Source organism: Cellulosimicrobium sp. NPDC057862 (genome assembly GCF_042797035.1).
Lineage (GTDB): Bacteria > Actinomycetota > Actinomycetes > Actinomycetales > Cellulomonadaceae > Cellulosimicrobium.
In genome coordinates this window covers 1-18,879 of record NZ_JBHVMH010000009.1, presented here as the reverse complement: position 1 = coordinate 18,879, position 18,879 = coordinate 1, and the positions used below count along the sequence as shown (strand labels likewise).

General features: G+C 74.6%; 18 protein-coding genes and 1 riboswitch. Of the genes, 1 reads left to right on the top strand and 17 read right to left on the bottom strand.

What is annotated here, in order from left to right:
• Nucleotides 1-7 precede the first annotated feature (7 nt).
• From ACFVN3_RS12550 to ACFVN3_RS12510, 9 genes are all read right to left on the bottom strand, one after another.
• Nucleotides 8-3,406, bottom strand: a complete 3,399-nt coding sequence (locus ACFVN3_RS12550; protein WP_378233175.1) for a pyruvate carboxylase — start codon at nt 3,404-3,406, stop codon at nt 8-10.
• 201 nt (nt 3,407-3,607) lie between these two features.
• Complete coding sequence (locus tag ACFVN3_RS12545) at nt 3,608-4,198, bottom strand: MerR family transcriptional regulator (RefSeq protein WP_378233174.1); 591 nt, start codon at nt 4,196-4,198, stop codon at nt 3,608-3,610.
• 217 nt (nt 4,199-4,415) lie between these two features.
• A complete protein-coding gene (locus tag ACFVN3_RS12540) occupies nt 4,416-4,889 on the bottom strand; it encodes a bifunctional nuclease family protein (RefSeq protein ID WP_024839673.1) in 474 nt (157 codons plus the stop codon).
• Between the two features lie 105 nt (nt 4,890-4,994).
• Nucleotides 4,995-5,756 carry a MerR family transcriptional regulator gene (locus ACFVN3_RS12535; protein WP_378233173.1) on the bottom strand — a complete coding sequence of 254 codons (762 nt, stop codon included), beginning with the start codon at nt 5,754-5,756 and terminating at the stop codon, nt 4,995-4,997.
• A complete protein-coding gene (locus ACFVN3_RS12530) occupies nt 5,753-6,235 on the bottom strand; it encodes an FHA domain-containing protein (RefSeq protein WP_047234767.1) in 483 nt (160 codons plus the stop codon). Before ACFVN3_RS12530 ends, ACFVN3_RS12535 begins: the two co-directional genes overlap by 4 nt.
• Nucleotides 6,236-6,411: 176 nt before the next feature.
• A complete protein-coding gene (locus tag ACFVN3_RS12525; RefSeq protein ID WP_378233172.1) occupies nt 6,412-7,764 on the bottom strand; it encodes a DUF881 domain-containing protein in 1,353 nt (450 codons plus the stop codon).
• Nucleotides 7,761-8,093 (bottom strand): small basic family protein, encoded by a 333-nt coding sequence (locus ACFVN3_RS12520; protein WP_021483549.1) that lies wholly within the window; start codon nt 8,091-8,093, stop codon nt 7,761-7,763. The genes ACFVN3_RS12525 and ACFVN3_RS12520 overlap by 4 nt, the downstream gene beginning before the upstream one ends.
• Complete coding sequence (locus ACFVN3_RS12515; protein ID WP_378233171.1) at nt 8,090-9,061, bottom strand: DUF881 domain-containing protein; 972 nt, start codon at nt 9,059-9,061, stop codon at nt 8,090-8,092. Before ACFVN3_RS12515 ends, ACFVN3_RS12520 begins: the two co-directional genes overlap by 4 nt.
• Nucleotides 9,058-9,675, bottom strand: coding sequence for a CDP-alcohol phosphatidyltransferase family protein (locus tag ACFVN3_RS12510; RefSeq protein ID WP_378233331.1), 618 nt, complete (start codon nt 9,673-9,675; stop codon nt 9,058-9,060). Before ACFVN3_RS12510 ends, ACFVN3_RS12515 begins: the two co-directional genes overlap by 4 nt.
• 400 nt (nt 9,676-10,075) lie before the next feature.
• Between ACFVN3_RS12510 and ACFVN3_RS12505 the strand changes: the two genes are divergently transcribed.
• Nucleotides 10,076-11,989, top strand: coding sequence for a DEAD/DEAH box helicase (locus ACFVN3_RS12505; protein ID WP_378233170.1), 1,914 nt, complete (start codon nt 10,076-10,078; stop codon nt 11,987-11,989).
• 126 nt (nt 11,990-12,115) lie between these two features.
• Here ACFVN3_RS12505 and ACFVN3_RS12500 read toward each other — a convergent pair whose 3' ends face one another.
• The 8 genes from ACFVN3_RS12500 to rpe form a co-directional block, all read right to left on the bottom strand.
• A complete protein-coding gene (locus tag ACFVN3_RS12500) occupies nt 12,116-12,610 on the bottom strand; it encodes a PH domain-containing protein (RefSeq protein ID WP_378233169.1) in 495 nt (164 codons plus the stop codon).
• Between the two features lie 56 nt (nt 12,611-12,666).
• Complete coding sequence (gene hisG / locus ACFVN3_RS12495; protein ID WP_378233167.1) at nt 12,667-13,521, bottom strand: ATP phosphoribosyltransferase; 855 nt, start codon at nt 13,519-13,521, stop codon at nt 12,667-12,669.
• 107 nt (nt 13,522-13,628) lie between these two features.
• The gene (locus ACFVN3_RS12490) at nt 13,629-13,892 is read right to left on the bottom strand and encodes a phosphoribosyl-ATP diphosphatase (protein ID WP_024839663.1); all 264 of its coding nucleotides are present in this window, start codon (nt 13,890-13,892) and stop codon (nt 13,629-13,631) included.
• Between the two features lie 74 nt (nt 13,893-13,966).
• Nucleotides 13,967-14,434 carry a 6,7-dimethyl-8-ribityllumazine synthase gene (ribH, locus tag ACFVN3_RS12485; RefSeq protein ID WP_154798725.1) on the bottom strand — a complete coding sequence of 156 codons (468 nt, stop codon included), beginning with the start codon at nt 14,432-14,434 and terminating at the stop codon, nt 13,967-13,969.
• Nucleotides 14,431-15,858 (bottom strand): 3,4-dihydroxy-2-butanone-4-phosphate synthase, encoded by a 1,428-nt coding sequence (gene ribB / locus ACFVN3_RS12480; RefSeq protein ID WP_378233166.1) that lies wholly within the window; start codon nt 15,856-15,858, stop codon nt 14,431-14,433. Before ribB ends, ribH begins: the two co-directional genes overlap by 4 nt.
• Nucleotides 15,855-16,478 carry a riboflavin synthase gene (locus tag ACFVN3_RS12475; RefSeq protein ID WP_378233165.1) on the bottom strand — a complete coding sequence of 208 codons (624 nt, stop codon included), beginning with the start codon at nt 16,476-16,478 and terminating at the stop codon, nt 15,855-15,857. The genes ribB and ACFVN3_RS12475 overlap by 4 nt, the downstream gene beginning before the upstream one ends.
• Entirely contained in the window at nt 16,478-17,602 is a 1,125-nt protein-coding gene (ribD, locus tag ACFVN3_RS12470; protein WP_378233164.1) for a bifunctional diaminohydroxyphosphoribosylaminopyrimidine deaminase/5-amino-6-(5-phosphoribosylamino)uracil reductase RibD, read from the bottom strand. The genes ACFVN3_RS12475 and ribD overlap by 1 nt, the downstream gene beginning before the upstream one ends.
• Nucleotides 17,603-17,761: 159 nt before the next feature.
• Nucleotides 17,762-17,887, bottom strand: a riboswitch (FMN riboswitch).
• 219 nt (nt 17,888-18,106) lie between these two features.
• Nucleotides 18,107-18,775, bottom strand: coding sequence for a ribulose-phosphate 3-epimerase (gene rpe, locus ACFVN3_RS12465; protein ID WP_378233163.1), 669 nt, complete (start codon nt 18,773-18,775; stop codon nt 18,107-18,109).
• Between the last annotated feature and the right edge of the window lie 104 nt (nt 18,776-18,879).

Genomic DNA, 18,879 nt, shown 5'->3' with positions numbered 1-18,879 from the left:
CTACCGCTCAGCCCACCACGAGGACGAGGTCGCCGCCCTCGAGCTGCTGCACCGCGCCGATCGCGACGCGCTGGACCGTGCCGGCGACCGGGGTCGTGATCGCGGCCTCCATCTTCATCGCCTCGACCGTGGCGACCGTCTGACCTGCCTCGACGGCGTCCCCGACGACGACGACCGGCGTCACCGCGCCCGCGAACGGCGCCGCGACCTGCCCCGGCTGCGTGGGGTCCGCCTTCTCGGCCGTGCGCGCGTCGACGTCGACCGCACGGTCGCGCACCTGGATCGGGCGCAGCTGGCCGTTGAGGGTGAACATGACCGTGCGCATCCCCCGCTCGTCGGGCGTGCCGATCGCCTCGAGCCCCACGAGCAGGCGCACGCCCTTGCCGAGCGCGACCGCGACCTCCTGACCGGGCTCCAGCCCGTACAGGTACGTCGGGGTGTCGAGCACCGACACGTCCCCGTACGCCTGGCGCACCTGCTCGAACTCCTTGGTCGGCCCCGCGAACAGCAGGTGGTTCAGCCGCCGGCGCCGCACCTCGCCGGGCTGCGCGAGCTCGGCCTCGTCCTCCGGCGAGAGCGGCGTCACGCCGCCGCGTGCCGCGCGACCGGCGAGCGCGCGGGTGCGGAACGGCTCCGGCCAGCCGCCGGGCGGGTCGCCGAGCTCGCCCCCGAGGAACCCGATCACCGAGTCCGGGATGTCGAACGCCTGCGGGTCGGCGGCGAACTCTGTCGGGTCCGCACCCGCCGCCACGAGGTGCAGCGCGAGGTCGCCGACGACCTTCGACGACGGCGTCACCTTCACCAGGCGCCCCAGGATGCGGTCCGCCGCCGCGTACATGGCCTCGATCTGCTCGAACTTGTCTCCCAGGCCCAGCGCGATCGCCTGCTGACGCAGGTTCGACAGCTGCCCGCCCGGGATCTCGTGCTCGTACACCCGCCCCGTCGGCCCGGGCAGCCCCGACTCGAACGGCGCGTAGACGCGGCGGACCGCCTCCCAGTACGGCTCCAGGTCCGCGACCGCGGCCAGCGACAGGCCCGTGTCGCGCTCGGTGTGCTCCAGTCCCGCGACGAGCGCGGACAGCGGCGGCTGGCTCGTCGTGCCCGCCATGGCGGCGCTCGCGGCGTCGACCGCGTCCACGCCCGCGGCCGCCGCGGCGAGCAGCGTCGCCATCTGCCCGCCCGACGTGTCGTGGGTGTGCAGGTGCACCGGCAGGTCGAAGCGCTCGCGCAACGCGGTCACGAGCCGGGTCGCGGCGGCGGGCCGCAGCAGCCCGGCCATGTCCTTGATGGCGAGCACGTGCGCGCCGGCGTCGACGATGCGGTCCGCGAGGCGCAGGTAGTAGTCGAGCGTGTACAGGTCCTCGGCCGGGTCCAGCAGGTTGCCCGTGTAGCACAGCGCGACCTCGGCGACCGTCGTGCCGGTGGCGCGCACGGCCTCGATCGCGGGACGCATCTGGTCGACGTCGTTGAGCGCGTCGAAGACCCGGAACACGTCGATGCCGGTCGCGGCGGCTTCCTCGACGAACGCCTCGGTGACGCGCGTCGGGTACGGCGTGTACCCGACCGTGTTGCGCCCGCGCAGCAGCATCTGGATCGCGAGGTTCGGCATCGCCTCGCGCAGCGTCGCGAGCCGCTCCCACGGGTCCTCGCCGAGGAAGCGCAGCGCGACGTCGTACGTCGCCCCGCCCCACGCCTCGACCGACCAGAGCTGCGGCGTCGCCCGCGCGACGTAGGGGGCGACGGCGGCCAGGTCGTGCGTGCGCACGCGCGTCGCGAGCAGCGACTGGTGGGCGTCGCGGAACGTCGTGTCCGTGACGCGCAGACGCTGCTCGCCGCGCAAGGCGCGTGCGAAACCCTCGGGGCCCAGCTCGAGGAGCTGCTGGCGCGACCCGGGCGGGGGCGCGACCGACAGGTCGAGCGCGGGCAGCTTCGTCGCGGGGTCGGTGGTGCGCCGCGGCTCGCCGTGCGGGCGGTTGACCGTCGTGTCCCCCACGTACGCCAGCAGGCGCGTTCCCCGGTCGGCGCTCTCGCGCGCGGCCAGCAGCTCGGGCCGCTCGTCGATGAACGACGTCGCCACGTTCCCGGCGACGAACTCGGGGTCCGCGAGCACGGCCTGGAGGAACGGGATGTTCGTCCGGATGCCGCGGATGCGGAACTCGGCGAGCGCACGTCGGGCGCGGCGCACCGCCGTCGGGAAGTCGCGGCCGCGGCACGTGAGCTTGACGAGCATCGAGTCGAAGTGGCCCGAGACGACGGAGCCGGCGGTCGCCGTCGCGCCGTCGAGGCGCACGCCCGCCCCGCCCGGCGAGCGGTAGGCGATGATGCGGCCCGTGTCCGGGCGGAACCCGTTCGCCGGGTCCTCGGTCGTGATGCGGGTCTGCAGGGCGGCGCCGTTGACGCGCACATCCTCCTGCCGGATCCCGAGGTCCTCCAGCGTCTCGCCCGACGCGATGCGCATCTGCGCGGACACGAGGTCGACGTCGGTGACCTCCTCCGTCACCGTGTGCTCGACCTGGATGCGCGGGTTCATCTCGATGAACACGTGCTGCCCGGCGCGCTCCCCCACCGTGTCCACCAGGAACTCGACCGTGCCCGCGTTCTGGTACCCGATGTGCCGGGCGAACCGCACCGCGTCCGCGCACAGCGCGTCCCGGATCGCCGGGTCGAGGTTCGGTGCCGGTGCGATCTCGATGACCTTCTGGTGGCGGCGCTGCAACGAGCAGTCGCGCTCGTACAGGTGCACCACGTTCCCCGCGCCGTCCGCGAGGATCTGCACCTCGATGTGCCGCGGACGCAGCACCGCCTGCTCCAGGAACACCGTCGGGTCACCGAACGCGCCGTCGGCCTCGCGCATCGCGGCCGCCAGCGACTCGGGCAGTTCCTCGCGCGTGTCCACACGGCGCATGCCGCGCCCGCCGCCGCCGGCGACCGCCTTGACGAACACCGGGAACCCGATCGCGTCCGCCGCCGCGACGAGCTCGTCGACGTCCGACGACGGCTCGCTCGACGCCAGCACCGGCAGACCGGCCTCTCGGGCGGCCTTCAGCGCGCGCACCTTGTTGCCCGCGAGCTCGAGCACCTCCGGCGGAGGCCCGACGAACGTCAGCCCGGCGTCCGCGCACGCACGCGCCAGGTCGGGGTTCTCCGAGAGGAACCCGTAGCCCGGGTAGACCGCGTCGGCACCCGCCTCGCGCGCCACGCGCACGATCTCCTCGATGTCGAGGTACGCCCGGACCGGGTGACCCGGCTCCCCGATGAGGTACGCCTCGTCGGCCTTGAGCCGGTGCTCGGAGTTGCGGTCCTCCTGCGGGAACACCGCGACGGTGCGGGCCCCCAGCTCGTAGGCGGCGCGGAACGCCCTGACGGCGATCTCCGCGCGGTTGGCGACCAGGACCTTCGAGAACACCGGCACTCCATCCGTCGACCGTGCGGCGCCGCCGGGGAGGGCGTGACGCGCCGCGTACCGGGCGATCCTCCCACGGCCTCGCCGGGCGGGCCGTCGCACCGGCTGTGACGTGCTCCACAGGCCGGCGGGTGCCGAGACGCGTCGTCGGCCCGTCGCCGTGCGGCGCGGCCGCCCGTCCCTCGGGAGGCGGCGCTCGCGGCCTCAGCCGGCGGAGCGGGCCCGACGGCGCTGCGCGAGCTCGTCCTGCGGGCTCGCCGCCGCGCCGTCCTCGTCGTCGAGCGACTCGGTGGGCAGCTCCGCGAGCGTGCCCTCGACCTCGCGCCACACCCGGCCGACCGCGATGCCGAACACGCCCTGGCCGCCCTGGACGAGGTCCACGACCTCGTCGGGCGACGTGCACTCGTACACGCTCGCGCCGTCGCTCATGAGGGTGATCTGCGCGAGGTCGTCGACGCCGCGCTCGCGCAGGTGCTCGACGGCCGTGCGGATCTGCTGGAGCGAGACCCCCGTGTCCAGGAGGCGCTTGACGACCTTGAGGACGAGGATGTCCCGAAAGCTGTACAGCCGGTGCGAGCCCGAGCCCGACGCGGGCCGCACCGTCGGCTCGACCAGCCCGGTGCGGGCCCAGTAGTCGAGCTGCCGGTACGTGATGCCCGCGGCACGGCACGCGGTCGGGCCGCGGTAGCCGGTCGTCGTGTCCTGCTCGGTGATGTCCTCCCCGAAGAGGAGGCCCTGCGCACCGTGCGGAACCGTGGCGCCGGCACCGACGCTCGCCTCACCGCTGCTGTTCACTGTCGCCTCCTGGGGTGATGTCCACGACCACGCTATGGGCGCCGTCGGGGGTCGTCAACGACCGACGACCCGAGCGTGCGGGCGTGTCGCGCCCGTGCGTCCGGCGAGCCTGCCGCCCAACCCTCGACCTGAGGTCGAACGTCCGTGTTGTCTGTTGTGTCCGCAAGCCTCGACCCTCGCTCGACGGTCGGTCGCCCGGCGGTGTGCGGACCCCCCACTACTCGTCCACCGAGAAGTCCTCCGGCTGGACGTGGTCCAGGAAGTCGCGGAACTTCTCGACCTCCTCCTGCTGCGCGACGTCCACGACCTCGACACCCGCCGTCGCGACGACCTCGGCCGAGCACAGCACCGGGCTGCCGGTGCGCACCGCGACCGCGATCGCGTCCGACGCGCGCGAGTCGAGCCGCACCCCGTTGCTCAGGACCAGCTCGGCGAAGAAGATGCCGCCGTCGAGCGCGACGATCTCCGCCCGCTCCAGGCGCACCCCGACCGCGTCGAGCAGGTCCCGGAGCAGGTCGTGGGTCATGGGCCGGGGCGTCGGCAGGCCCGCCTGCGCCATCGCGATCGCGCTCGCCTCCCGCGGTCCGATGACGATCGGCACCACGAGCTCGGACGCGTCGTCGAGCAGCAGCACCACGATCTCCTGGTCGCGCTGCTGCTGACGGACCCCGAGCACCTCGACCGGGACCATCGGGACGTCGTCGCTCACCCCTCCACGGTACGTCTCCCCCCGGCATCCGGCAGGGGGTGGGGCGCAACCGTGCGGGCGCTCGTGGGGGGCGCGCGGACGGGTGCCTCAGCGCGTGAGGTCGTCGATCCCCTGGCGCACGAACACGGTGTGCAGCTGCGCGCACAGCTCCCCGACCTCCGAGGCCACGGTGCCGGCGTGGGCGCGCGCGGACGCGCTCTGCTGCCCCCGCCACGGCGAGACGACCTGGTGCACGAGGCTCACGTGCCGGTCGGCGGCGGTGCGCAGGGAGCGCAGGTGGCGCGGCTCGATGCCGTACTCCGAGAGCCCGGCGGCCAGCACGACCACGTCGAGCGAGCGCGCGTCGAGCTGGCCCCCCGGCGCCTGGCGCAGCACGCCGGCCTCGATGAGCCCCTCGACGAGGTCCCGCTCCACCCCCGCCGCGGACACGAGCGCGTCGAGCGTGTAGCGCTGGCGGACGGCCGCCGAGCCGGGCTCGCCGTCGGTCGTCGCCAGGCGCGGGGCGAGGGCCTCGACGTCGGCGCCCGCGTCGAGCGCGGCGAGGCGCTCCTTGATGACCTTGAGCGGGAGGTAGCGGTCACGCTGCTCGACGAGCACGAACCGCAGCCGTTCGACGTCCGCGGGGCTGTACTGGCGGTAGCCCGACGCGGTGCGCACGGGCTCGATGAGCCCCTGCTCCTCGAGGAAGCGCAGCTTGGAGTGGCTGACGTTCGGGAACTCCGCCCGCAGGGCGCGCAGCACGTCGGAGATGCGCATGGTCGCGCGGCGCGAGATGCCCTGCGGCCACGGCTCCGCGCCGTCGGCGGGCTCGGGGGCCGTGGCGTGCGCGGCGCCCGTCGAGGCGTTCACGACCGGGGGGCCGTGCCGCCCGCCGGTGCCCCCGCGTGCGGGCTGGCGTGGAACGTGAGCCGGTACTTGCCGATCTGCACCTCGTCGCCCGTCGAGAGCGCGACGGCGTCGATCCGGCTGCGGTTCACGTACGTCCCGTTGAGCGAGCCGACGTCGCGCACGAGGAAGTGCTCGCCCTCGCGCACGAACTCGGCGTGCTTGCGCGAGACGGTGACGTCGTCGAGGAAGATGTCCGCGCGCTCCGAGCGGCCGGCGACGGTGCGCTCGGCGTCGAGGAGGAAGCGGGAGCCCTGCCCGGGACCGCGCTGCATGATGAGCAGGGCGGAGTGGCGCGGCAGCGCCGCGACCGCGGCGTGCTCCTCGGGGCTCAGGCCACCGGGCTGCACGCCCTCCTCGATCGGGGCCTCGATCCGGCCGAAGCTGACCGTCGTGTCGCTACCCGCCCGGTTCGGCACCTCAGGACCGCCTGGGACACTCATCTCGCCTCCTCGGGGCTCACGCACGTCGTGCTCGACCTCGGAACACCGCACCGCGGGGCCGTGGCCCCGCCGTGCGGAACAGTGCTCGAAAACTACTACACCCGCAGGTCACGCGGTGCGCGCGACCCACGGTCGTCCCAACCTACCCCGGCCTGCGGGGATGCGGGAAGCCGCAGTCACTCGTCGGCCGGGACCGGGGTCGCGTACTGCGGTGCCCCGGGCTCGACGGTCGCGGTGACCTCGACCCGGTCCTGCTGGGTGATCGTCGTGCGCGCCCCGTCCGCGCGCAGCGACGCCATCGCGCCGCCGGGGATCTCAAGGGCCGTCTCGAGCGTCGACGGGTCGCCGATGACGTTCCACCGGTACGGCGAGGTGATCGTCTGCCCGTCGACCACGACGCCCTCGGCGGAGTCCTCGAAGTAGCTGCTCGCCACGAGGCGGACCCCGTTGACCTCCATCGCCTCCGCGCCCGCGTTGCGGAGCTCCTCGAGCACGTTGAAGAGCGCGAACGCGTCGAGCGCCTCCGTGCCCTCGACGACCTCGATCTCGACGCCCGGGCCCTCGGCGGGGAGCCGGCCGGACAGGATGCCGAGCGTCTCCGCCTGCTGCTCGGCGAGCTCGAGGGCGGCCCGCTCGCGACCGGACCCCGACTGGAGCTCGTCCCGCGTCGACTCGAGCGAGGAGACCTGGTCCTCGAGCTCGCCGGAACGCTGGGTCACGTCATCGAGGAGGCGCACGAGGTCGCTCTGGCGCAGGGAGGAGAGCTGGTCCTCCTGCGTCTGGCTCACCTGGACCACGAGCGCGAAGCCGAGCAGCGCGCACAGGACGCCGACGACGATCTGGGACCGGGACGCGCGGGGGCGCAGCGCGCGGCCGAGCCCGCGCAGCCCGCGCGGCTCCGGTCGCGTCGGGGAGCCGTGGCGGCCCACGGCGCCGATCGTCCCCGTCGTCGCGGGGGGCTCGGTCGTCGCGGAAGGCTCCGCGGGCGCCGAGGCGTCCGTCTCGGTCGCGTCCGCGGTGGCCGCGTCGTCGTCCCCGTGCGGGGCGGCGTGCCGCGGGTCGCCGTCCGGTGCGAGGCCGTCGCCCGCCGGATCGTCCGGGGCGTCCGTGTCCTCGTCGCCGTGGTCGGCGCCGTCGCGCGGACCGGCCCCTGCCGAGTCGGCGTCCGGGTCCTCGTCGACGGAGGTGGTGTCGGCCGCGGGCGGCTCGTCGTCGCCACGGTCGTCATCACGGACGTCGTCGCCGTCGCCTGTGTCCTCCGGCGCCTCGACGCCGCGCTCGGGTGCCGGCTCGACCGCGGGATCGCGGTCGTCGGCGCCGGTCGCGTGCAGAGCGGCGGTCTTCCCCTGGGTCTCGGGCTCGGTCGCGTCCGCGGGGTCCGCGACGTCGGCGGGGTCCGGCAGGGCGGCCTCGACGTCGCCGGTGGTCTCGTCGGTGGTGACGGGGGCGTCGTCCGGGGCGGCGGCGTCCGGCGTCACGTCGTCGGCGCCCGGGTCGCGGGGGTCCTGGGGGTCGCGGGTCACGCTCACGCCTTGAAGATGTGGCGCCGGATCGCGGCGGCGTTGGAGAAGATGCGGATGCCGAGCACGACGACGACGGCCGTGGAGAGCTGGCTCCCGACGCCGAGCTGGTCGCCGAGGAAGACGATGAGGGCGGCGACGACGACGTTCGACAGGAACGACACGAGGAAGACCTTGTCGTCGAACAGCCCGTCGAGGCGGGCCCGCAGGCCCCCGAACAGGGCGTCGAGCGCGGCCACGACGGCGATGGGCAGGTAGGGCTGCAGCGACACCGGCACGGTGGGTTGCAGGACGAGGCCCGCGACGATGCCCACCACCAGTCCGACGACTGCGATCATTCGACGATCTCCTGCCCTGTCTCGTGCGGTTCCGAGCCCGTCCCGGACCCGTCGGTCGTGCCGTCCGTCGTGCCGTCGGTGCTCCCGGCGGGCGTGTCGGAGTCTACGGTCGCCGCCGGGGCCTTCGCGAAGAACAGCGAGGGCGCGGACCGGCCGGGCAGGTCGAGGCGGCTCTGCGTCGTCACGCTCGACCGGATGCCGTACTGGGTCCCGAGGATCTGCAGGTAGTCCGACGTCCCCGAGCGCAGGAGCGAGGTGCGCAGGGCGTCCGGGTCCCCTACCGCCTCGACGCGGTAGGGGCCGACGAGGGGCTGCAGGTCGACGAGCACCGCGTCCCCGGCGGAGCGGATGGCCGACAGCCCGGTGAGGCGCTGGTCGTTGATCGCGACCGCCTCCGCGCCGCCGGCCCAGAGCGCGTTGACGACGCGCTGGAGGTCGGAGTCGTGCACGAGCGAGTTCGCGTCCACGGTGTCGGACGACAGGCCGCCGCTGGTGTCGTCGAGCGTGACGACGACGCCCTGGCCCTCGACCGCCTGCATCCCGGTCAGCGCGCCCTCCTCCTGGAGGCCCTGGAGCACGTCCGCGCTCGCGCCGCTGAGCGCCGCGCCCTGGAGCTGCTCGATCTCCGCGGACAGCTCCGCCCCGCGGGCCGTGAGCTCCTCGGCGGCGCCCTGCCGGTCGAGGATCTCCTGCTCCAGGGTCTCGCGCGCCGCGATGACCCCCGGCTGCGGGGCGCGCAGCTCGACCGCGGCCGCCGTGGTGACGACGCCGAGGACGACCGCGAGGGCGACGAGGGTCACGGTGCCCGTGCGGCCCCGGTGCGGCGACTGCCCCGCGGCGCGCCGCGCCGCGGCGTCCGCGTAGCCCGGGTCGAGCGGGCGGTGCATGACCTCGTTGAGGAGCGTCATCGAGGCGTCGACGGGAGCGCGGCGCGCGGCGCCGGCCGGGTCAGGACGGTTCTCGCTCACGGCGCCTCCTGCGTCGTCGTGCCGGTCTCGTCGGTGGTGGCCCGGTCGCGCACGACGAGCGCGCGCGTCTGGAGCACGTACTGGGCGCCCGCGAGCCAGTACAGGCCGACGCCCCACCAGGTGAACGCCCAGCCCGTGACCGCGGCGACGTCGCCCAGCCACCCCGGCATCTCGGCCAGCAGCAGGAGCGGGAACGCATAGAGCAGCGCGAACGTCCCGGCCTTGCCCGCGAAGCTCACCGGCAGGGGCCCGTACCCGTGGCGCGCCAGCAGGGGCAGCAGCGCGGCGAGCAGCAGGTCGCGCCCGACGATGACCACGACGAGCCACAGCGGCACGACGTCGCGCCACGCGAGACCCAGGAGGGTGACGAGGATGAAGAGCCGGTCCGCGGCCGGGTCGAGCATCTGCCCGAGGCGGCTCACCTGGTCCAGGCGCCGCGCGAGGACTCCGTCGAGCCAGTCCGACGCCCCCGACACCGCGAGCACGACGAGCGCCCACACGTCGTCGCCGCGCACGATGAGGACCGCGAACACCGGCACGAGGAGCAGCCGCAGGAGGCTGATGACGTTCGGGACGGTCAGGACGCGGGAGCTGACCTGCTGCCCTGCTGACACACCCACCGCCCCGTGCTCACGTCGCGCCGTCGCGGCGACCTGCCGCGCGCGGACCATCCTACGTACCGGGCCCCCGCACCCGGACCCTCATTTCGCGGCGCGGCGCCCGCCGCGGGCGGAAATCACCCGTTTCGTCCGCCCTGACCGACCGCGGGACGGGGGGACGCGGTGAGGGACGTCACCGGGTCCGGCCCCCTCACCGACCGCGCTCTCCGGTAGGATGGGCACACCTCTGGAGTTCGTCGCTCGTCCCGCGTGTGTCCGTGAGAGCGGCCGTCCCCTCGATCATCCCTGATCGTCCTGGTGGCCGGCCTGGTGTGTTCGGGAGTGCGACCTGCGAGAACCGTCCTGGTGACCGCACGCCACTCCACACCCCGAAACGAACGGTCCTCACCCCTTCATGACTGCTGACGTCCTCGCGCCCTCGCACGCCCTCGACCAGTCCGCCGACGCCGCCCCCGAGCGCGCGGACCAGACCCGTCCGGAGCCGACCGCTCCGACCGGCCCCGTGTTCGGCGACCTCGGCCTGCCCGCTCCTCTCGAGCGTGCCGTCTCCGACCTCGGCTTCGTCACCCCGTCCGCGATCCAGGCCGAGGCCATCCCGGCGCTCCTCGCCGGCCGCGACATCACCGGCGTCGCGCAGACCGGCACCGGCAAGACCGCCGCGTTCGGCCTCCCGCTGCTCGCCGCGATCGACCCGTCCCTGCGCCGCGTGCAGGCCGTCGTCCTGACCCCGACGCGCGAGCTCGCGATGCAGGTCGCCGACGCGGTCGAGTCGTTCGCGTCCCACCTGCCGAAGGTCGACGTCGTCGCCGTGTACGGCGGCTCCCCCTACCAGCCGCAGCAGCGGGCGCTCGCGGCGGGCGCGCAGGTCGTCGTCGGCACGCCCGGGCGCGTCATCGACCACATCGAGCGCGGCACCCTCGTGCTCGACGACGTGCGCTTCCTCGTGCTGGACGAGGCCGACGAGATGCTGCGCATGGGCTTCGCGGAGGACGTCGACACGATCTTCTCCCGCGCGCCGCGCGAGCGTCAGGTCGCGCTCTTCTCCGCGACGATGCCCGCCCCGATCCGCCGGGTCGCGAACGAGCACCTCACCGACCCGGTCGAGATCGCCGTCGCGCGCCAGTCCTCCACGGTGACGAGCGTGCGCCAGACGTACGCCGTCGTCCCGTTCCGGCACAAGACCGGCTCGCTCGTGCGCGTCCTCGCCACGTCCGACGCCGAGGCCGCGATCGTGTTCACCCGCACGCGCGGCGCCGCGGAGGAGGTCGGGTCCGCGCTCGTCGAGCGCGGCATCTCCGCCGCCACGATCTCCGGCGACGTCGCGCAGAAGGAGCGCGAGCGGATCGTCGAGCGCCTGCGCTCCGGCGCCCTCGACGTCCTCGTCGCGACCGACGTCGCCGCGCGCGGCCTCGACGTGGACCGCATCGGCCTCGTCGTGAACTTCGACCTGCCGGGCGAGCCCGAGGCGTACGTGCACCGCATCGGCCGCACCGGCCGCGCCGGGCGCACCGGCGAGGCGCTGAGCTTCGTCACCCCGCACGAGCGCGGTCGCCTGCGCGCCATCGAGCGCACCACCCGCACCCCGCTCGAGGAGATCGAGATCCCCTCCCCCGCGGACGTGTCCGCGCACAAGGTGCGGGCCCTGCTCGGCCAGGTCCCCGCCCGCCAGGAGGCAGGCCGACTGTCCATGTACGCCGACATGGTGCGCACCTTCCTCGCCGAGCACGACGTCGACCCGGTCGACCTCGCGGCGGCCATGGCGGCGCTCGCGGTCGGCGACGACGGCCCGCGTGCCCGCGAGGAGCAGGAGCGGTTCGAGGCCGAGCGCGCCGCGGCGCGCGAGCAGGCGAAGGCGCGCCGCACCGAGCGCACGGGCGAGCGTCCGCGCGGCGAGCGCGCGTCGGGACGCCGCGAGGGCGACGGCACGCGCGGCATCCGCCGTGACGCCGTCGGAACCCGCTACCGCCTGTCCGTGGGCCACAAGGACGGCGTGATGCCCGGCGGGATCGTCGGCGCGCTGACGAACGAGGCCGGCCTGACCGGGTCGGACGTCGGGAAGATCGACATCTTCCCGTCCTTCTCCCTCGTGGACATCACCGCCCCGCTCGACGCGGAGACGATGGACCGCATCTCCCGCGCCCGGGTCGCTGGCAAGGCGCTGCGCATCCGCCTGGACGAGGGCGCGCCCGCGTCGCGCGGGCCGCGCGGCGGGCACGGCCCGTCCGGTCGTCGCGACGAGCGTCGCGACCGCTTCGACCGTGCCGACGACCGGGGCGAGCGCAAGCCCCGCCACCGCACCGCGTACTGACGCTCCGGCGTCCGCCGCACCGCGACGCGAGCAGACGAACGGCCCCGGATCCGCTGGATCCGGGGCCGTTCGCGTCCCGCCCTGTGCCGTCGCGCGTCGACATGCTGCCCGACCACGGGCGTGTCGTCAGGTGCGCGGCCCCTCGTGCGCCTCGCCGTGCGCCTGGACCAGCGCCGCGAGGCGACGCGCCTCCGCGTCCCCGCGGGCGCCGTCGGCCCGCTGGATCCCCATGACGGCGAGCGTCGACCCGTCCGCGAGGTCCAGGCGCACCCACGCGTCGCCGCTGCCGAACCGGACCGACACGACCTGCGCCCACTCGAGCTCGCGCGTGTAGATGACGTTGCGCACCCGCAGCCCCTCGCGCGACGGCAGCGCGTGCACCCCGCCGAGGCGCCACAGCAGCCACGCCGCGAACAGCGCGAACGCCGCCAGGGACAGCCGGTTCACCCACGACGTGCCGAGCGGGCCCGTCGCGGACAGCCCGACGACGACGCACCCGCCGACCACCACGACACCGGTCGCCCACGCCGACACCAGCCCGAACCGGGGCCGGAACGGCCGGTACGGGTCGTCGTGGCGCTCCCCCGGCAGACCAGGATCAGGGAACGGTTCGGTGCTCATGCCGCCACCGTCTCACACCCGCACGTCGCTCAGGGGCCGCCCGCAGGGGCGAGCGGTCAGAGGCGGGAGGCGTGGATCCGGGTCACGAGGATCGCGCGCGCCCCCACGTCGTACAGGGCGTCCATGACCTGGTTCGTCTGGTCGCGCCGCACCATCGCCCGCACCGCCGCCCAGTCCCGGTCGTGCAGCGGGGACACCGTCGGCGACTCCAGGCCGGGCGTGATCGCGACGGCCCGCTCCACGAGCGACACCGGCACGTCGTAGTCCATGAGGACGTACTGGCGCGCCGTGAGCACGCCCTGCAGGCGCCGGCTCAGCACCTCCACCCCCGCCGGCACGTCCGCCTCCGCGACCGCGCGCGGACGGATCAGCACCGCCTCCGACACGAGGATCGGGTCCCCGAACACCGCCAGGCCCGCGCCCCGCAGCGTCGTACCCGTCGAGACCACGTCCGCGACGACGTCCGCCACCCCGAGCTGCACCGCCGACTCCACCGCGCCGTCCAGGTGCACGACCGTGGCCTCCACGCCGTGCGAGCGCAGGTGCCCCTCGACCAGCACCTCGTACGACGTCGCCACGCGCAGCCCCTGCACCTGCTCCAGCGACGTCACCGCGCCCGCCGGGGCCGCGTACCGGAACGTCGACCCGCCGAAGCCGAGCTGCATGTGCTCCACCGCGTCCGCGCCGGAGTCCAGCAGCAGGTCCCGGCCCGTGATCCCCACGTCCACCGTGCCCGACCCCACGTACACCGCGATGTCACGCGGACGCAGGAAGAAGAACTCGACGTCGTTGTCCGGGTCGGCCAGCACGAGCTCGCGCGAGTCACGACGCTGGCGGTACCCCGCCTCGCGCAGCATCTCGACGGCGGGCTCGGACAGGGACCCCTTGTTGGGGACGGCGATACGCAGCATGACAGGACCTTCGTTCAGGGGATCGGGCAGGGAACCGGGGAACAGGGACGAGCGAGGGGCGAGCGGCGCTCGCGGCCGGGAACAGGGACGCTCACCGGCACGGCCGCTCACAGATGCTCGTACACGTCCTGCAGGCTCAGACCCTTCGCCAGCATGAGGACCTGCAGGTGGTAGAGGAGCTGGGAGATCTCCTCCGCCGTCTTCACGTCGCCCTCGTACTCGGCGGCCATCCACACCTCGGCGGCCTCCTCGACCACCTTCTTCCCGATCGCGTGCACGCCGGCGTCCAGCTCCGCGACCGTGCCGGAACCGGCAGGTCGCGTCGTGGCCTTCTCGGACAGCTCCGCGAACAGGGACTCGAACGTCTTCACGCGCCCCAGGGTATCTGCCGCCCGGACGGGGCCGGGGCGCGGTCCGCCCAGCGGGCACGCCCCGGCCGCCCCCGTCACAGGTCGCGCAGCGCCACCACCGTCGCGACGGCCGCCTCCGCGGCCTCCGCGCCCTTGTCCTCGCGCGACCCCTCCAGACCCGCACGGTCCAGCGCCTGCTGCTCGTCGTCGCACGTCAGCACACCGAACCCCACCGGCACGCCCGTGCGCACGCTCACGTCCGTCAGACCCGACGTCGCCGCCTGGCACACGTACTCGAAGTGCGGCGTCCCCCCACGGATCACCACCCCCAGCGCCACCACCGCGTCCGCGCCGTGCTCGACCGCCCGCGCCGCCGCGACCGGCAGCTCGAACGACCCCGGCACCCGCACCACGCTCACGTGCGACACGTTCGCCGCCGCCAACGCCCGCCGCGCCCCCGCCAGCAACCCGTCCATCACCTGCGTGTGCCAGCTCGCCGCGACCACCGTCACCCGCAGCCCCGACCCGTCCACGCTCAACCTCGGCGCACCTGCCCCGCTCATCCCTCGTCCTCCTTCGTCTCGACACCCGGCCCGTCGCCAGGCTCCACCCGGCCGGTCCCCTCCGGGACCGCCACCGTGTCCAGCAGATGACCCATCGCCACCTTCTTCGTCACCAGGTACGCCCGGTTGTGCTCCCCGTGACCCACCTCGATCCGCTCCGTCCCCACCACGTCGATGCCCGAGGCCACCAGGCCCGTCACCTTCGCCGGGTTGTTCGTCAGCAACCGCACCCGCGACAGTCCCAGGTCCGCCAGGATCGCCGCCGCCGCCCCGTACTCCCGACGGTCCACCGGCCACCCCAGCTCCAGGTTCGCCTGCACGGTGTCCAGGCCCGCGTCCTGCAGCTCGTACGCCCCGATCTTCGCCAGCAGCCCGATGCCGCGCCCCTCGTGCCCCCGCAGGTACACCACCGCGCCACCCTCCGCCGCGACCCGCTCCATCGCCGCCTGCAGCTGCGGACCGCAGTCGCAGCGCAACGACCCGAACGCGTCACCCGTCAGGCACTCCGAGTGCACCCGCACCACCGGCACCACCTCCGGCCCGACGGCGCTCGCGGCCTCCGCGCCGCCCTCGCCACGGTCCGGCATGCGAGCCGGGTCGACGGCAGGAACGAGAGCGACGTGCTCCGCCCCCGTCCGCAGGTCCCGGTACCCCACCACCCGGAACCGGCCGTGCGCCGTCGGGAGGTCCGCCTCGGCAGTCCGGTGCACCCGACGCGCCAGCGCCTCCCGGTCCGGCACCTCCACGGCCGCCGCCGGCGCCGGGTCGTGCACCCGCCGCCACGCCACCAGGTCCGCGATCGTGATCAGCACCAGCCCGTCACGCTCCGCCAGGGCCGCCGCGTCCCCCAGACGCATCATCGTCCCGTCGTCGTGCACCAGCTCCGCGATCCCCCCGACCTCGCCCACGCCCGCCAGGCGCACCAGGTCCACCGCCGCCTCCGTGTGCCCCGCCCGGTGCAGCACACCCCCCGGCACCGCACGCAACGGCAGCACGTGCCCCGGCCGGATCAGGTCCACCGGACCCGACGCCGGGTCCGCCAGCACCCGCAACGTGCGCGCCCGGTCCTCCGCCGAGATCCCCGTCGTCACCCCCGTCGCCGCGTCCACCGTCACCGTGTACGCCGTCCGCCGCGGATCCTGGCTGTGCGGCACCATCAACGGCAGCTCCAGCGCGTCCGCCCTCGCCGCCGGCATCGGCGCGCACAGGTACCCCGACGAGTGCCGGATCGTCCACGCCACCCACTCCGCCGACACCCCCTGCGCCGCGAACACCACGTCCGCCTCGTTCTCCCGGTCCGGCGAGTCCGCCACCAGCACCGGCCGCCCCGCCCGGACCTCCGCCAGCGCCTCCTCGACCGACCCCAGGCGCACGCCCCCCGGCCCCTCCGGCACGGCGGCGCTCGCGGACCCCGCGCCCGTCACGACGCGCTCCCGGGGACCACGCCGGACACGAGCAGGCGCTCGACGTACTTCGCGAGCACGTCCACCTCGAGGTTCACCCGGTCGCCCGGAACCAGGCCACCGAGGACCGTCGCCTCGAGCGTCGTCGGGATGAGGGAGACGCCGAACGTCTCGTCGTCCACGTGCGTCACCGTCAGGGACACCCCGCTCACCGCGATCGAGCCCTTCTCCGCGACGTAGCGCGTCAGCCCCGCCGGAGCGGAGAACACCAGGTCGTCCCAGCGCTCCCCCGGGTCGCGGCTCACGAGCGTCCCGACGCCGTCCACGTGCCCCTGCACCACGTGACCGCCCAGGCGCGCGTCCGCCCGGACGGCCCGCTCCAGGTTCACCGGCGACCCCGCCACGAGGTCAGCCAGCGCGGTGCGACGCAACGACTCCGGCATCACGTCCGCCGTGAACGACCCGTCGCCCCCGAGGCCGGTGACCGTCAGGCACACGCCGTTCACGGCGATCGAGTCGCCCAGCGCCGCGTCCGAGGTGGCGAGCGGCCCCTCGACCGTGAGCACCGCGTCCTCGCCCTCGCCGCCCGGGAACCCGATGTCCCGGACCTTCCCGATCTCCTCCACGATCCCCGTGAACATCAGCCGTCCCGTCCTTCCGTGCTCTTCCTGGACACCACCAGCGCGTCGTCCCCGACGCGCCTCACCTCCACCGTGCGGAACCGGTGCGCGTCGGCGATCGTCGCCACGCCCAACCCGTCCACGGCCCGCCGACCGCTCCCCAGCAGCACCGGGGCCACGTACGCGTGCAGCTCGTCCACCGCGCCCGCCGCGAGGAACGCCGTCGCGAGCGTCGGACCGCCCTCCACGAGCACGTGCCGCACCTCGCGGTCCCCGAGCCGGGCCAGCACCTCACCGACGTCGCGCGTCAGCAGGTGGACCAGCTCGCCACCCTCGCCGCGCACCCGCGCCGACGGCGGGATCCCCCGCAGCCCGACGACGACCCGCAGCGGCTGGTGCTCCGCGAGACGCCCGGCGCTCGCGGCCCGTGGCTCGCGCACCCGTGCCGTGAGCTCCGGGTCGTCGGTCAGGAGCGTGCCCGTGCCGACGAGGATCGCGTCGACCTCGGCGCGCACGCGGTGGGCGTGCTCGCGTGCCGCAGGTCCCGTGATCCAGCGACTCGTCCCGTCCTCGGCGGCGACGTAGCCGTCGAGCGTCGTCGCGGTCTTGAGCGTCACGTACGGCGTGCCGCGGCGCACGGACGTGAGCCACACCCGGAGGAGCTCCTCGCCCTCGGCAGCGCGCAGCCCGCGCACGACCCGCACCCCGCTCGCGCGCAGGCGGTGGGCGCCGCCCGTCGCCACCGGGTTGGGGTCGGCCACGGCGTGCACGACCTCGGCGACCCCGGCGGCGACGAGCGCGTCCGCGCACGGCCCGGTGCGGCCCGTGTGGGCGCACGGCTCGAGCGTGACGACGGCGGTCGCACCGGCGACGTCGACGCCGTGCTCCCGGGCGTCGGCGAGGGCCGCCGCCTCCGCGTGCAGCGTGCCCGCACCCCGGTGGTACCCCTCGGCGAGGACGGGCCGCGGGTACGGGTCCAGAGATTCCGGCGAGGTGCCGTCGGGCACCGGCCGGCCGTCCGGGGCAGGCCCCAGGAGCACGCAGCCGACCCGGGGGTTGGGGCCGTGCGCGGGGCCACGCTCCGCCAGCTCGAGCGCGCGCGCCATCGCGGCGTCGATCGTCAGGGTGCGGGGGTGCTCGCCCATCGTCCTCCTCCCGGGCACGAGCGCTCCGGGGTGAGGGCGGGCGGCGTGGTCAGGCCTGGACCGGCCCGACGGCGTCGCTCACCACGGCGAGGCCGTCGCCGTCGCGAACGGGTGCACCGACGGGTCGCCGGAGCACCACGCCCTGGGCGTGGCCGCGCCGCACGTGCTTCCTCCCATCCGGACTGTCACCGTCGGTCCTGGAGTTCCACCAGGTCAACCGCGCGTGGGCGCGGGTCGCGGACTGTCACCGCCGGCTCGGAATTGCACCGACCCCGGAGCACGTTCGTGCGTACTGCTGCTTTCAACCGAGCATGCTACTCGCGCATTCCTCGGGACCGACGCGTCCACCCGTCGGGCGAACGTGAACCGGGCCACCCCCCCCCCCGCCTTCCGTGCTGCTCGGTGAGCTGTCTCGGGTGGGTGGGGTCGTTATGGGTGCTTGGCACACTATTTTTATCGATACGAGAGAGGAGCCCATCGCTCGGGCTCCTCTCCGGTGGACCGTCAGTGGCCGTGCGCGGACGCCTCCGCCAGCTCGCGCAGCGCCTGGATCTCGCCCGGCACGCTCTCCGCCCCGTACACCGCCGACCCGGCGACGAAGACGTTCGCCCCCGCGTCGGCCGCCCGCTCGATCGTCGAGCGCGACACTCCCCCGTCGACCTGGATCCAGACGTCCAGGCCCGACTCGCTCACGGCCTGGCGCGCCCGCCGGATCTTCGGGAGCGTCCCGTCGATGAACGACTGTCCGCCGAAGCCCGGTTCGACCGTCATGACGAGGATCATGTCGACCTCCGCCAGGAGGTCCAGGAAGGGCTCCACGGGCGTCGCAGGGCGCAGCGCGAGCCCCGCGCGGGACCCGAGGCGCCGGAGCTCACGAGCGAGCCGCACAGGGGCAGCAGCGGCCTCGGCGTGGAACGTCACGGACGCCGCCCCGGCCTCCGCGTACGCCGGCGCCCAGCGGTCCGGGTCCTCGATCATGAGGTGCGCGTCGATCGGCACCGGTGACACCTGCGCCAGACGCTCGAAGACCGGCAGCCCGAGCGTGAGGTTCGGCACGAAGTGGTTGTCCATCACGTCGACGTGCGCGTAGTCCGCGGTCGAGATGGCGTTCAGGTCGCGCTCGAGGTTCGCGAAGTCGGCGGACAGGATGCTCGGTGCGATGAGGGCTGCCATGGGCCCCAGCCTAGGTGTACTGACCCGGGACGTTGTTCACGCGGTCGATGGGGCGTAGGCCGCCGATGCCGGTGTGGGGTCGTTCCAGGTTGTACCGGTCCAGC